The organism is Arthrobacter sp. NPDC080086, from assembly GCF_040702285.1.
Genome location: NZ_JBFBKP010000002.1, coordinates 24,536 through 39,428, shown reverse-complemented (window position 1 = coordinate 39,428; position 14,893 = coordinate 24,536). Strand labels below are relative to the sequence as shown.

The 14,893-nt window shown below is 65.3% G+C and carries 7 protein-coding genes; 2 read left to right on the top strand and 5 right to left on the bottom strand.

Annotated features, from left to right (window positions below; translation table 11 throughout):
• The first annotated feature begins 28 nt into the window (after positions 1-28).
• Both AB0305_RS01335 and AB0305_RS01330 read left to right on the top strand, forming a co-directional pair.
• Complete coding sequence (locus tag AB0305_RS01335) at positions 29-1,405, top strand: L-serine ammonia-lyase (RefSeq protein WP_366170728.1); 1,377 nt, start codon at positions 29-31, stop codon at positions 1,403-1,405.
• Positions 1,406-2,086: 681 nt separating this feature from the next.
• Positions 2,087-4,141 carry an oligopeptide transporter, OPT family gene (locus AB0305_RS01330; protein WP_366170726.1) on the top strand — a complete coding sequence of 685 codons (2,055 nt, stop codon included), beginning with the start codon at positions 2,087-2,089 and terminating at the stop codon, positions 4,139-4,141.
• Between the two features lie 166 nt (positions 4,142-4,307).
• On the opposite strand, the gene AB0305_RS01325 is transcribed toward AB0305_RS01330, so the two are convergent.
• The 5 genes from AB0305_RS01325 to AB0305_RS01305 all read right to left on the bottom strand — a co-directional run bounded on the left by AB0305_RS01325 (position 4,308) and on the right by AB0305_RS01305 (position 14,609).
• Positions 4,308-5,441, bottom strand: a complete 1,134-nt coding sequence (locus AB0305_RS01325; protein ID WP_366170724.1) for a YbdK family carboxylate-amine ligase — start codon at positions 5,439-5,441, stop codon at positions 4,308-4,310.
• A 5-nt stretch (positions 5,442-5,446) separates the two neighbouring features.
• Positions 5,447-6,661, bottom strand: coding sequence for a cation:proton antiporter (locus AB0305_RS01320; protein ID WP_366170722.1), 1,215 nt, complete (start codon positions 6,659-6,661; stop codon positions 5,447-5,449).
• A 205-nt stretch (positions 6,662-6,866) separates the two neighbouring features.
• The gene (locus AB0305_RS01315) at positions 6,867-8,000 is read right to left on the bottom strand and encodes a branched-chain amino acid ABC transporter substrate-binding protein (RefSeq protein WP_366170720.1); all 1,134 of its coding nucleotides are present in this window, start codon (positions 7,998-8,000) and stop codon (positions 6,867-6,869) included.
• Between the two features lie 130 nt (positions 8,001-8,130).
• A complete protein-coding gene (putA, locus tag AB0305_RS01310) occupies positions 8,131-12,111 on the bottom strand; it encodes a trifunctional transcriptional regulator/proline dehydrogenase/L-glutamate gamma-semialdehyde dehydrogenase (RefSeq protein ID WP_366170718.1) in 3,981 nt (1,326 codons plus the stop codon).
• Positions 12,112-12,302: 191 nt separating this feature from the next.
• Positions 12,303-14,609 (bottom strand): primosomal protein N', encoded by a 2,307-nt coding sequence (locus AB0305_RS01305; protein WP_366170716.1) that lies wholly within the window; start codon positions 14,607-14,609, stop codon positions 12,303-12,305.
• Positions 14,610-14,893 lie beyond the last annotated feature (284 nt).

Below are 14,893 nucleotides of genomic sequence, written 5' to 3'. Positions count from 1 at the left end.
TTGCAAAACACCCCCGGAGCCCTACCCCATGGCTGTTTCCGTTTTCGACCTCTTCAAGATCGGTATTGGCCCGTCCAGCTCGCACACCGTTGGGCCAATGCGCGCTGCGCTGATGTTCGCCACGGCGCTCGAAGCCGATGGGCTGATGCCGCAAGTCGCCAGCGTGCGCGTGGAGCTGTACGGCTCGCTCGGCGCCACCGGCAAGGGCCACGGCACCGATCGCGGCGTCATCCTCGGCCTGATGGGCGAGGCGCCGGATACCATCGATCCCGATACCATCGAAGACAAGCTCGCGGCGCTGCGCACCTCGCAGTCGCTGTCGTTGCTGGGCCGTCATGCGGTGCGCTTTACCGAGAAGGAGCACATCGCCTTCTATCGCCGCGAGGCGATGGCCGAGCACCCGAACGGCATGAAGTTCCACGCCTTCGATGCGGCCGGCGAGCGGCTGCGCGAGGCACGCTATCTGTCGGTGGGCGGCGGCTTTGTCGTCACGGCCGGCGCGCCGAATACGCAAGTGCTGGCCGCGCACGACCAATTGCCGCATCCCTTCCGCAGCGGCAAGGAACTGCTGGCGATGTGCGCATCGACAGGCAAATCGATCGCGCGCCTGATGCTGGAAAACGAACTGACGTGGCGCACCGAAGCCGAAGTGCACAGCGGCCTGCTCAACATCTGGCACGTGATGCAGGCCTGTGTGACGCGCGGCTGCCGCACCGAGGGCGAATTGCCCGGCCCGTTCCACGTGCGCCGCCGCGCGGCTGAGTTGTATTCACGGCTCACGGGGCAGGCGGAACGCACGCTGTCTGACCCGCTCTCCGTCATCGACTGGGTGAACCTCTACGCCATCGCCGTCAACGAAGAGAACGCTGCGGGTGGGCGCGTGGTGACGGCGCCGACCAACGGTGCGGCCGGCATCATCCCCGCCGTGCTGCATTACTACGACCGCTTCGTGCCTGGCGCGAATGACAACGGCATCGTGGATTTCCTCCTCACCGCTGGGGCAATCGGCATGCTTTACAAGATGAACGCGTCCATCTCCGGCGCGGAAGTCGGCTGCCAGGGTGAAGTGGGTGTGGCGTGTTCAATGGCTGCTGGCGCGCTGGCTGCGGTGCTGGGCGGTACGCCTGCGCAGGTCGAGAATGCCGCCGAAATCGGCATGGAACACAACCTCGGCCTGACGTGCGACCCGGTCGGCGGGCTGGTGCAGATTCCGTGTATTGAGCGGAATGCGATGGCCTCTGTGAAGGCTGTGAATGCTGCGCGCATGGCGTTGCGGGGGGATGGCACGCATTATGTGTCGCTCGACTCCGTCATCAAGACGATGCGGGAGACGGGGGCGGATATGAAGACGAAGTACAAGGAGACGGCGCGGGGTGGCTTGGCTGTCAATATCGTGGAGTGCTGAGCTTCTGGTTTTGTGTTTGTGGTCCATCCCTTGTTTCATCCCCTGCCGGGGCTGACTCACTTTCTTTGGTCTTGCCCAAAGAAAGTAAGCAAAGAAAGGCGCGCCCGATGCGGCGAAAGACTCCTTGAATTTATGTCGCAAGGAGGGAGGGGAGGCAAACTCGCTTCGCTCAGACAAGCCTCCCCTCTTTTTCCTCCTTGCAACAAAAATTCAAGGCGCCGCATAGGGCAGGGAAAGTCAAAGGACAAAAGCCAAACCCTCTGGGCACCATCCCAAACGACAAGGCCAACCTCGCGATGGGTTGGCTTTTGTCTTTTGACGTTCTTGCCCTTGATGGCGCCTTGAATTTCTGGGGGCGGGCGGATAAAGGAAGGAGGCCTGTCTGAGCGAAGCGAGTTTTCCCCATCTCCGTCCGGTTACGGAAATTCAAGGGATGGGTCGCCATCTCGGGCGCGCATTTCTTTGCTTACTTTCTTTGGGCAAGACCAAAGAAAGTGAGTCGGTCCCGGCAGGGAACGAAAGGGGGAGTGGACCACCAAGACCAGCCTCGGCAGAGGACGAAACAAGGGATGCCCCACAAACAAAAAAATTAGAGGAAACACCAAACAAAAACCAACAAGCCACCGCCTCGCCCCGCTCCTATAATCCGCGCCACAAGCCCCCTCTTTGGAGACCCGCAGGATGCAATCCCTCCATCCCCCCAAACACATTTCGGCGGCAGCGCTGCCGGAGTTGACGCTGCGCGGCATGATCCTCGGCGCGCTTATCACCGTGATCTTCACCGCGTCCAATGTGTACCTCGGCCTGAAAGTCGGCCTGACGTTTTCTTCAGCGATTCCCGCGGCGGTGATCTCGATGGCGGTGCTGCGCATGCTCGGCGGCACGAACATCCTCGAGAACAACATGGTGCAGACGCAGGCGTCTGCGGCTGGCACGCTGTCTTCCATCATCTTCATCCTGCCCGGCCTGATGATGATCGGGCATTGGCAAGGTTTTCCGTTCTGGCAAACGTTTGGGGTCTGCATGGCCGGCGGCATGCTGGGCGTGGTGTTCACCATTCCGCTGCGGCACGCCATGGTGGTGCAGAGCGACCTGCCCTACCCCGAAGGCGTGGCAGCGGCGGAAATCCTGCGCGTGGGCAGCGGCCAGTCGGCAGACGGCGCGGATGCAGCCGACGACGATGCCGTGCCGGCCGCCACGGGCATGCGAGACCTGGCGGCGGGCGGCATCGTTGCGGCCATCGTCGCGTTTGCGACCAGTGGCCTGCGGCTGCTCGGCGAAGGCGCGAGCTGGTGGTTCGCCGCAGGTGCCGCGGTCGTGCGCTTGCCGCTCGGTTTTTCGACGGCACTGCTGGGCGCGGGTTACTTGATCGGCCTCGTCGCCGGGCTGGCGATGCTAGTGGGCCTGGTGATTGCCTGGGGCATCGCCGTGCCGTACCTGACGTCCATCACGCCAATGCCGGCCGGCAAGGCGCTCTCTGCGTTCGGTACGGACATATGGCGTACGCAGGTGCGCTTCATCGGGGCAGGCGTAATTGCGGTGGCGGCCGTGTGGACGTTGGCCACGCTGATCGGCCCCGTGGTGCAGGGCGTGAAGCGTTCTTTCGGCAGCCTGCGCCCGCAAGGCGACGCCAAACAGCGCACCGAGCAAGACATGGCGCCGCGCTGGATTCTGCTGGTCACGCTGGCGATGGTGGTGGTGCTGGTGATCACCTTTGCAGCGTTCCTGGCGCCGACCATGCTGTCGCCCGGTTCGCGCTGGACGCTGATTACCTGTGCAGTGATCTTCGCTGTGGTGTTCGGCTTTCTGGTGGCGGCGGCGTGCGGCTACATGGCCGGGCTGATCGGTTCGTCGTCGAGCCCGATTTCAGGCATCGGCATCATCGCCATCACCTTGGTGTCGCTGCTGTTGTTGGCCATTGGCGCAGACAACGGGCTGATGGGTTCACCGGAGGCCAGCAAGCTCGGCATTGCGCTGGCGATCTTTACGACATCCGCCGTGGTGGCCGTGGCGACCATCTCCAACGACAACCTGCAGGATCTGAAAACTGGCTGGCTGGTTGGGGCCACGCCGTGGCGCCAGCAGGTGGCCCTGCTGATCGGCTGCGTGGCGGGTGCGGCGGTCATCTCGCCGGTGCTGGAGCTGCTCTACAACGCGTACGGTTTCCCGGGTGCGCTACCGCGTGCCGGCATGGACGCGGCACAGGCGCTGTCCGCGCCGCAGGCCACGCTCATGACGGCCATTGCCACCGGCATCTTCACGCACCAGCTCGAATGGAACATGGTGATTGCCGGCATCGTCATCGGCGTCATCCTGATCGCTATCGACTGGGCGCTCAAGCAACGGGGTGGCGTCGCTCGTCTGCCCGTACTGGCAGTGGGCATCGGCATCTACCTGCCGCCGACGATCAGCACGGTCCTCGTCACGGGCGCGGTACTGGCCTGGATCATTGAGAAGATTCTGGCCAAGCGCGCGCAGGCGGCCGGCGTGCCCTACGAGCGCTATGCCGAAGTGCCGAACCGCCACGGCGTGCTGCTGGCTTCGGGCCTGATCGTGGGCGAAAGCCTGGTCGGGGTGCTGATGGCGGCCGTCATCGGCGGCACGGGCAAGGATGCGCCGCTGGCGATTGTCGGCGCGTCGTTTGAAGGCACGGCGCAATGGCTGGGGCTGATCGTGTTTGCGCTGGTGTGCTGGGCGTTTGCGCGCCGCGTGCTGGCGGTGCGCCCCACGCACTAAGAACCTGTTCACGATCCGTAGCGAGCGGCCCTCAGCGGGGTGAAGAGCAGCGCAGGAACCGGAATGGACTCAAGTCCATGAGGATTCCGAGCAGCGCATGCACCCCCGAATGTGCCCCACCCGGGCCGCGCAGTAGGGTCGTGAGCAAGTTATAACGGATCGGCAACTACGCGGGTTGCACCAAGGCCTGCGTCCAACGCCCGCAACCACGTCGCACGGTCTCGTGCAGGTTGCGGGTTTCGTTTTGGGCGCGGCGGATCCACTCGGCATCCGTATCGCGCGCCTCCACCACCTCGCGCACCATGTCGAGCGCACCTTCGGACGATAGCGCCTCGGCGTGATGCGACAGCACCTTGCTCGTCTCGAGGATGTGATCGGCCAACGCGCCGCGATTGCCCGTGGCCGGGTCGACGTATTCCCCAGCCAGCCCGAAGCGGCACGCCTGAAAGCGGTTGAAGGTGTAGACCAGGTAGTCATCTTCCACCGGCGTGAACGGGCGATCCAACAGCAGCCAGCGGCCCAGCGCCTGGATGTAGGCGGCGATGGCGGCGGCGCGCTCAACGGTGAGGGGGGTGTCCATCACGCGCACTTCGATGGTGCCGAATTCGGGCTTGGGCCGGATGTCCCAGTAGAAGTCCTTCATGCTCTCGATCACGCCGGTGGCGTGCATCTTGTCGAAGTACGCGATGAAGGCGTCCCACGTCAGCACGAACGGCGCGCGGCCCGACATTGGGAAGGCGCTGACGGAATTCATTCGCGCCGAAGCAAACCCCGTATCCACGCCCTGCACGAACGGCGACGACGCGGCCAGCGCAATGAAGTGCGGCACGTAGCGCGACATGGCGTGCAGCAGGTACAGCGCGTCGTCGGGGTTCGGGCAGCCAATGTGCACGTGCTGCCCGAACACGGTGAACTGCTTAGCCAGATAGCCGTACAGATCTGAGATGTACTGATAGCGCGGCGACTGCGAAATCTGGCGCTGGCTCCACTGCTGGAACGGATGCGTGCCGCCCCCGCAGATGCCAATGTTCAGCGCCGTCGCCGCTTCCGCCATGCGGTCGCGCATTTCGCGCAGTTGCCACAGCGCCTCGTCGTGGCTGTGGCAGATACCGGTGGAGATCTCGATCATCGAATCGGTGATCTCCGGCTTGATGTCACCAGGGTGCTCCTTGCCCTTGAGCATGCGCAGGAGGTCCGGCGACGCCGAGGCCAGGTCATAGTCGTGGCGATTGACGAGTTGCAGTTCCAGCTCAACGCCAAACGTCAGAGCTTCGGATTTCGAGAACGGTTCGAGGGACATGGGGCTCAACGCCTCCCTTCGTCTTGTCGCACCTCACCCGCCCAGCGCAGCGAACGCGCGGTCAGGATGGGAGCGACGATTTGCTGGATCGCCAGCGTGCACAGGATGATGGCCGCCAGCGGACCACCGGTTTGCGGGTACAGCGCCGCCGTATCGTGCATCAGCAACCATGACAATCCCGACATCGGCCCAAGCGCCAGGCCCAGCGCCACACTCTGGCGCATCGACAGGCCCGAGAACGAGCCCAGCGCGGTGGCGCCGGCCAGCTTGGCGACAAAGCGCGCCAGCACCAGCGCCACGGCTGCCACACCGCCGATCGCCCAATCCGACGCCTTCAGCGGCAGGCCGAGCGACACGATCATCACCACGATCAAAATGCTGCCCGCACTGCCGAAGTGCGACGGCCACACGCGCGGGTGGTCGTCCTGGTGCTTGAAGACCACGCCGGCCAGCAGCAGCGTGAGCGGCACCGAGAGCTTCAGTAACTTGGCCAGCGCCAAGGCAAACAGCACGAGGCCGACCAGTACCAGGAAGGCATAGTGGTCATCGCCCGCCATGCGGTGATACAGCGCGTGGCCCACCTTGCCGACCACCCAGGCCAGCGCCACCGACCCCACAAGCAGGTATAGCGGATGCAGCAGCGCCGCCCCCCAATGCCCATACTCGCTGTGGAGCCACCCAGCGGTGAGCGGCACCAGCACGCTGGCGTAGATGCTGTTGAGCGCGCCCAGCGAAAGCAGCCGCTCTGTCACCTGACCTTCGGCGCGCAGTTCGTTCTTGAGCTGCAACAGCACCGTGGGGGATGTCGCCACCGCAATGGCACCCGCCGCCACAGCCACCGGCGTCGCCACGCCAAACGTCTGCAGCACCCAGGTGACGAGACCCCATGTCAGCAGGCTCTCGAAACCACTGGTCAGCAGCAGCCAACGATTGGCACGCAGCCACTCGAATGAGAGCCGATGCCCCAACTCGAACAGCGCCAGCGCCAGCGCCATCTCGATCAGGATGTGGGTCTGGTCGAGCATGTCGGCGTCGATCAGCGGACGCCCAAGCACGCCCGCCGCCAGGCCCGCTGCCGCGTAGCCCACGATGCGTGGCAGCTTGAGCGCCGCCCGCGCGAATTCGCCGCACAGCGCCGCACCCACCAGCGCCAGCCCGATCCAGAACAGGCCGCCCGGAGCGGGAGGCCACGAAGGGAAGAGATCGTGAAGTCCTGTCATGGCCGACATGGTACCCGAAGCCCCCATTCGGAAAAGTCAGCCAAGCACTGACACGCGATAAGATCGCGTTACACGATATTTAATAATAGATCGAAGATTTTCGATGCAGATGCCTGCAACTCTGTGTTTGGAGGGATCGTCGCCGCCAAAGAAAAACCGCCCCGGAGGGCGGTTTTCATACTGCGAATGGAGGAAACCGATCGGCTTACTTGCCGCCGACGCTTTCCAGCGGTGCCCACTTGCCACCGGTGACCTTGTAGACGGTGATGCCTCCGTCCTTCAGGTCGCCCTTGTCGTCGTAGGCATAGTGCTTGGCGGTCACGCCTTGCGCGTTGGTAGCCGCCAGGATCGGCAGGTACTTGGCCGGATCCGACGAGCCGGCAGCCACCATGGCCTTCATCAGGGCCATCGCACCGTCGTAGGCGTACGGCGAATACGTCTGCACCGGCGTGCCGAAGCGCTTCTCATAGCGCTGCTTGTAGCCCGCGCCGCCCGGCATCTGCTCCAGCGGCAGGCCAGCCAGCGATGCCACCATGCCTTCGGCCGCTTGCGGGCCGGCCAGCTTGATGAATTCGTCGGTCTTGGACATTTCGCCCGACATCAGCGTGGACTTGATGCCCAGTTCGCGCATCTGCTTGAGCAGCGGCGCGGATTGGCCTTCGGCGCCGCCGTAGAACACAGCGTCCGGGCTCTTGCTCTTGATCTGCGTCAGGATGGCCTTGAAGTCGCTGGCCTTGTCGTTGGTGTACTCACGACGCACGATGTTCGCGCCGGCAGCCTTGGCAGCCTTCTCGAACTCGTCAGCCAGACCTTGGCCGTAGGCGGTGCGGTCGTCAACGATGGCGATGTTCTTGTAGCCCAGCTTCTTGACGGCGAACGAGCCGACCACCGAACCCTGCTGGGTGTCGGAAGTCATCATACGGAAGGTCGTCTTGTAGCCTTGCTTGGTGTATTCCGGGGCCGTCGCCATGGCGATCTGCGCGATGCCGGCTTGGTTGTACACGCGCGACGCCGGGATGCTGGTGCCCGAGTTGAAGTGGCCGAGCATGCCCTTGATGCCGCTATCCACCAGCTTCTGTGCGACGGCAGTGCCCGTCTTCGGGTCAGCCTGGTCGTCTTCGGCCATGAGCTGGAACTTGACTTCCTTGCCGGCGATCTTCGGGTGCGTGGCGTTGAACTCTTCAACGGCCAGGGTCGCACCGTTCTTCATGTCCGTGCCGTATTGCGCTTGCGGACCCGACATCGGGGCAGCAAAGCCCAGCTTGATGACTTCCTGGGCCGATGCGGCACCCCCCAGCGCGCACAGTGCGGCGGCCAGACACAGTTGCTTCAATTTCATTTGTGCGTCTCCTAGTTCAAACGCAATTTGGATCAATAGCGCGACGGGATCACCATCGCCCTCCTCCCGCTTCGCATTCCACCCGCACCCGTCGTGTGGATGAAACCGCGAATCCTGCTCGTGCTCCCCGTCAGCCGATGGTCATCAGGCTGGCGTTACCACCCGCCGCGGCCGTATTGACCGACAGCGAACGCTCGATCAGCAGACGCTCCAGCGCCAGCCCTTCCCCGCCATGCGGCAGGCCTTGCACCCCTACGATCGGGCCGGTGCGTCGTGCCAGCCCTTCGCAGATGGCGCGCAAATGGTCCGAATCGCCGTGGTGCAGCACCGCATCAAACGCCGCTTCGTCGGTTGACCCGACCACGCGGACGCGCGATTGTACTGCCGCCGGCAAGCCCCGCAGTACCGCTTCAATGGCAGGGTTTTCCTGCACAACCGCCGTGCTGCCGACGGCCAGAACGGCGGCCAACTGGCGCAGCCAGTCAGCCGGATCGGCTGCCACGCAGAGCACCGCTTCACGCGGCAGCAGCGTGTAGGTGTTGCGCTCGCCCGTCGGGCCCGGCAGCGTGGCCGTGGCGCCGGTGGCCGAAGCCGCCGCCAGGCGTTCGCACAGTGCCGCCAGATCGGCAGACTGCGCAGTCGATTGCTTGCGCGCCCAGTCGACCAGCGCATCGAACGGCGCCAGCAGTGCGCGGCGGGCATCGGTATCGACTTCCGTACCCGTGCCTGCTGTCAGCTGCAGCGCAGTGCGCATGCCGTCCTGCGGGCACGTCGACAGCAGGCGCAGCAGATACAGCGGGCCGCCCGCCTTCGGGCCGGTGCCCGAGAGGCCTTCGCCGCCGAACGGCTGCACGCCCACCACGGCGCCCACGATATTGCGGTTCACATACAGGTTGCCGACGTGGGCGCGGTCCACCACGTGCGCGATGGTCTCGTCGATGCGCGTGTGGATGCCCAGCGTCAGGCCGTAGCCGGTACCGTTGATCTGCTCGATCAGCTTGGTGAGGCCCGCGTTGTCCGTCGAGCGCTTCCAGCGCACCACGTGCAGCACCGGGCCGAAGATCTCGCGCGTCAGGTCCGACAGGCTGTCGAGTTCGATGATGGTCGGCGGTACGAAGGTGCCGTGTGCGCAGGCTGCCGGCACCGGCGCCTGATGCACGCGGCGGCCCTTGGCGCGCATAGCCTCGATATGGCCGACGATGTTGTCGCGCGCTTCGGCGTCGATCACCGGGCCCACGTCGGTGGACAAGCGATCCGAGTTGCCCATCGCCAGTTCGGCCATGCCGCCCTTGAGCATCGTGAGTACGCGGTCGGCCACGTCGTCCTGCACGCATAGCACGCGCAGTGCGGAGCAACGTTGCCCCGCCGAATCAAACGCAGACGACAACACGTCCGCCACCACCTGCTCGGCCAGCGCGGACGAATCCACGATCATCGCGTTCTGACCGCCGGTTTCGGCAATCAGGGGAATCGGTGCCCCGTTGGCGTCGAGGCGGCCGGCCAGCGTGCGCTGCAGGATGCGCGCGACTTCGGTCGAACCGGTGAACATCACGCCCTTGGTGCGCGTATCTTTCACCAGCGCGGCGCCGACGGTCTCGCCGCGGCCCGGCAGCAGTTGCACGGCGCCGGCCGGCACGCCCGCTTCGCGCAGGATGCGCACGGCCTGGGCGGCGATCAGCGGGGTCTGCTCAGCGGGCTTGGCCAGCACCGGGTTACCAGCGGCCAGCGCCGCGCTTACCTGACCGGTGAAGATCGCCAGCGGGAAGTTCCATGGGCTGATACAGACCACCGGGCCCAGCGGGCGGTGCGTGTCGTTCGAGAAGCCACCACGGACTTGCGCTGCGTAGTAGCGCAGGAAGTCCACGGCTTCACGCACTTCGGCGATGGCGTTGGACAGTGTCTTGCCCGCCTCGCGGATGATCAGCCCCATCAGGTGCTGCATCTCGCCTTCCATTAGGTCGGCGGCGCGATCGAGCAGCGCGGCGCGCGCTTCGGGCGGCGTGGCTTGCCAGATCGGCGCCGCGGCAGCAGCGGCTGCGAGTGCGGCGTCAACATCGGCCTCGGTGGCTTCGGTCACGTGGCCGACCACATCGCGCAGGTCCGACGGATTGCGCACCGGCTGCGGCGTGCCGCCGTTGTACGGCGCATCGCCGATGGTCGGCTCGGCAGCCCAGACGGTGCTGGTGCCGGCAAGAAGGGCGGACGACAACGACGCCAGGCGCTGCTCGTTCGCCAAGTCAATGCCCGACGAGTTTGCGCGAACGTCACCGTAGAGGTGGCGCGGCAGCGGAATTTTCGGATGCGGCATGCCGAGCGTCCCTTCATCGGCGTGCATCTTCTCCACCACCGCCACCGGATCGGCGACGAGGTCGTCCAGCGGAATCGACTCGTCCGCAATGCGGTTGACGAACGAGGTGTTAGCACCGTTTTCCAGCAGACGGCGCACGAGGTAGGCCAGCAGCGTTTCGTGCGTGCCGACCGGTGCGTAGATGCGGCACGGGCGGCTCAGCTTGCCCGGTTTGTTGCCGACGACCTGCTCGTACAGCGGCTCACCCATGCCGTGCAGGCACTGGAATTCGTACTGGCCGGGGTAGTAGTTCTGGCCGGCCATCTGATAGATCGCGGCCAGCGTGTGGGCGTTGTGCGTGGCGAACTGCGGGAAGATCGCGTCCGGCGCGGCCAGCAACTTGCGTGCACACGCCAGGTACGACACGTCGGTGTAGACCTTGCGCGTGTAGACCGGGTAGCCCTCCAGGCCGTCGACCTGGGCGCGCTTGATCTCGCTGTCCCAATACGCGCCCTTCACCAGGCGGATCATCAGGCGGTGCTTGCTGCGGCGTGCCAGATCGATGATGAAGTCGAGCACGAACGGGCAGCGCTTCTGGTAGCCCTGCACCACGAAGCCGATGCCGTTCCAGCCGGCTAGCTCGGGCGCGAAGCACAGGCGTTCCAGCAGGTCGAGCGACAGTTCCAGGCGGTCCGCCTCTTCCGCGTCGATGTTGATACCGATGTCGTATTCGCGGGCCAGCACCGCAAGCGCCTTCACCCGCGGGTACAGCTCGTTGATCGTGCGGTCGTACTGCGCGCGGCTGTAGCGCGGGTGCAGCGCCGAGAGCTTGATCGAGATGCCCGGCCCTTCATAGATGCCGCGCCCGCCCGAGGCTTGCCCGATCGCGCGGATGGCCTGCTCGTACGACGCGAGGTAGCGCTGCGCGTCTTCCTCCGTCATGGCGGCCTCGCCGAGCATGTCGTAGGAATAGCGGAAGCCTTCGGCCTCGAACTTGCGCGCGTTGGCCAGCGCTTCGGAAATGGTTTCGCCGGTGACGAATTGCTCGCCCATCAGGCGCATCGCCATGTCCACGCCCTTGCGGATCAACGGCTCGCCGCTCTTGCCGATGATGCGCGTGAGCGCCTTCGACAGCCCGGCTTCGTTGTGCGTGGCGACCAGCTTGCCCGTCAGCAGCAGGCCCCAGGTGGCGGCGTTCACAAACAACGACGGGCTCTGGCCCAGGTGCGAGTGCCAGTTGCCGTTGCTGATCTTGTCGCGGATGAGGGCATCGCGCGTGGCCTTGTCCGGAATGCGCAGCAGCGCCTCGGCCAGGCACATCAGCGCCACGCCTTCCTGGCTCGACAGGGAGAATTCTTGAATCAGGCCCTGCACCAGTCCTTCACGGCCGGTGCCGACCTTCTGCGTGCGGAGCTTGCCGGCAAGATCACGTGCAAGCTGCTTGGCTTCCGAGGCGAGCGCACCCGGCAGGCGGGCCTGCTCCAGCAGCATCGGAATGGCCTCGGTTTCCGGCCGGCGATAGGCGGCCGTGATGGCAGCGCGCAGCACCGATTGCGGTTGCACGCTCTGCGCGAATTCGAGGAACGGTTGCACCACGGCATCTTCGCCATCGTGCACATCCGAGACGGCTGCGGCGGCAGACGGGAGGCCATCCGCCGCCGGGCCGTTTTCATTTGGCAGCTGCCCCCGCTCCACTTGATCCAGATACGTGAAGATCGCCTGCTTGATCAGCCAGTGCGGCGTGCGGTCAATGGACTGCGCAACGCGCTTGAGGCGTTCACGCGAAGCATCGTCCAGCTTGACCCCGAGGGTGGTTGTAGCCATGTGGGTTCCTATCCGTAGCTGCCATTGCCAAAGCTTGTGGCCGGCAAATCGGAGCGGATCATACGCCCGACGGTTTGAAAGGTGCAACCTAGTACAACCCCTTGCTACGAAAGGGGTAAGTTTGGTGCAACCGCACGTGATGCGTGCTTGGTTTTGGGGCGGTTGGTGGCCTTTGGTGGTGCGTGTTGGCGTCAGATCCGCAGCGGATCGATCTCCAACTGCCAGCGCACGCCTTTCACTGCTTTCGTAATCTCACCAAACCGCTCGGTCCAGGCGGACAACAGCTTCTGCAGGGCAGCGCGAGAGGCCGATTCCACCAGCAGTTGCGCCCGTTCGCGGTTGGCCAATCGCACCATGGTCATGGGCACCGGATCGTGCAGGAACACCGGCGCCCCCAGTTCTGCGACCAAGGTTTCGCCCAGCGCCCGCGCGGCCGCCAGAAATTCCAGCGCCCGGGCCACTTCCTTGTGCTCGGTGGTCAGCAGCGCTTGGTACGCAAACGGCGGCAACCCCGCCTGCTTGCGCTCACGCAGAAGCTGCCGCGCAAAGCCGCCATAGTCGTGCCGCACCAGCGCCTGCAACGCGGGGGCATCCGGATAGCGCGTCTGGATCAGCACTTCCCCCGCCAGCCCAGCCCGGCCTGCGCGCCCCGCCACCTGCATCAGCGAGGCAAACAGGTGCTCGCCAGCCCGAAAGTCATGCGAGAACAGCGAGGGGTCCGGCGCCACCACGCCCACCAGCGTCACGCGCTGGAAGTCGTGCCCCTTGGCGACCATCTGCGTGCCGATCAGGATGTCGACGCTGCCTTCGTGCACGGTATCGAACAGCGCTTCAGCACTGCCCTTGCGGCGGGTGGAATCGGCGTCGATGCGGGCGACGCGCGCCTCGGGAAACAATGCACGCAGCGTCTCTTCAATCCGCTGCGTGCCGCGCCCGAGCGGGGCGATGTCGACGTTGCCGCAGTCCGGGCAGTGATGCGGGATGCGCGATTCGTAACCGCAGTGGTGACAACGCAGACGGTGTTCGGGCTTGTGCAGCACCAGGTACGCCGAGCAGCGCGGGCAGCCCGACAACCATCCGCAAGCATCGCATGACAGCACCGGCGCATAGCCCCGGCGGTTCAGGAACAGCAGGCTCTGTTCGCCGCGCGCGAGGCGATCGGCAATCGCATCGACCAGCGGTTTGGACAGCCCATCGCGGATTTCACGCCCGGCGCGGCGCTCCAGGTTCAGGTCGATGAGCGACACGCGCGGTAGCACCGCCTCGGCCTGCGCGCGTTGGGATAGCGTCAGGCGCACGGTGACGTTCTGTTCCGCCCGCCACCAGGTTTCCAGCGAGGGTGTCGCCGAGCCCAGCACAACCGGGATATTGCGCTGCTTGGCCCGCCACAACGCCAGGTCCCGCGCCGAATAGCGCAGCCCCTCCTGCTGCTTGTAGGAGGTGTCGTGCTCCTCGTCGACGAGGATGAGCGCGAGGTTGGGCAAGGACGCCAGCATCGCCAGCCGTGTGCCGAGCACAATGCGCGCCTCGCCCCGATGGGCGGCCAGCCAGTTCAGCGCACGCGGTTGCTCAGCTAGGCCGCTGTGCAGCGCGGCCATGGGTACGCCCGGAAAACGCGCGGCGATGCGCGCTTCGAGCTGCGGCGTGAGGTTGATCTCGGGCACCAGCATCAGCACCTGCGCGGCGGGGTCGCGCGCCAGGGCATCGGCGATGGCGTGCAGATAGACCTCGGTCTTGCCGCTGCCGGTCACGCCGTAGAGCAGGAATGGGCTGAACGTGCCACTCGCCCCACCCTGCGCGATGGCCGCGACGGCGGTGGCCTGCTCGGCATTCAGGGCGGGCGCGACGGACGGTTCGGGCAATTCAAGCGGCTGCGGCAGGAGCACCTTCGGCCGCAGTTCGGCGCGTAGCCAACCGACGGCGGCCCAGTCGCGCAGCTTGGCCACCGCCTGCCCGTGTAGGGCAACGGCAGCGCTGGTGGACAACTCACCGTCGCCAGTCAGCGCTTCGGCCAAGCGCATAGCGCCAGTGGCCCGCTTCGGAACGCTGTCCAGCAACGCCGCCCGCGCCGTTTCAACCATCACGTAGACGGTTTCGGTGGCCTGCCGGGCGAGGTTGTCCCAGCTGCCGGGCGTGCGCCACAGCGGCGGCAGCGCCGGCAAGGTCACTTCGCCAAGCGCCCGGTGGTAGTAGCCCGCAGCAAACTCGGCCAGCGCGCGCCATTCGGCATCGAGCGGCGGCACCCAATCGAGTACGCGTTCGATATCACGCAGCTTGTCTTGCGGCACCTCCGTGGTGGCCGCGGTTTCCACGACCAGCGCCACCACGCGGCGATTGCCGAACGGCACGACGACGAGTTGTCCGGGCACAGCCAGCGGCAAGGTCGGGCCGCACCGGTAGTCGAACACGGCATCGAGCGGTGTATCGATCACCACGCGCGCGATGGCGGCCGACGCTTTGGCATCGGAGAACGCGGCGTCGACGTGGGTGGTGGTCATGCGGAGCGCAAACGGTTGAATTGCAAAGAGTTTGTTGCGTTGCGGCGATCTATCGTGCACCTGAAAAAAGCGGCTGGCCCGTCGCCCCTTGCCAGCGCAGTGACTCCACCGGCCGCCAATGCTCAAGTATTACTTGAGGTTTGCGTCTTGGCGCCCTGATCGATGGCGCATTTTTGATCTGTCCACACAGGCTGTGGATAACTTTGTTGAAAAGTCGCCGATTCTGCTCGTGGAAGGCCGTCAACACAGCGGTTTTCTGGCTTCCGCGATTTCTGCGCGTTCGC

What these genes read in the sequence shown, in the direction of transcription:
- AB0305_RS01335 (WP_366170728.1), top strand. Translation starts at nt 29, where the DNA reads ATGGCTGTTTCCGTTTTCGACCTCTTCAAGATCGGTATTGGCCCGTCC.
- AB0305_RS01330 (WP_366170726.1), top strand. Translation starts at nt 2,087, where the DNA reads ATGCAATCCCTCCATCCCCCCAAACACATTTCGGCGGCAGCGCTGCCG.
- AB0305_RS01325 (WP_366170724.1), bottom strand. Translation starts at nt 5,441, where the DNA reads ATGTCCCTCGAACCGTTCTCGAAATCCGAAGCTCTGACGTTTGGCGTT.
- AB0305_RS01320 (WP_366170722.1), bottom strand. Translation starts at nt 6,661, where the DNA reads ATGACAGGACTTCACGATCTCTTCCCTTCGTGGCCTCCCGCTCCGGGC.
- AB0305_RS01315 (WP_366170720.1), bottom strand. Translation starts at nt 8,000, where the DNA reads ATGAAATTGAAGCAACTGTGTCTGGCCGCCGCACTGTGCGCGCTGGGG.
- putA (WP_366170718.1), bottom strand. Translation starts at nt 12,111, where the DNA reads ATGGCTACAACCACCCTCGGGGTCAAGCTGGACGATGCTTCGCGTGAA.
- AB0305_RS01305 (WP_366170716.1), bottom strand. Translation starts at nt 14,609, where the DNA reads ATGACCACCACCCACGTCGACGCCGCGTTCTCCGATGCCAAAGCGTCG.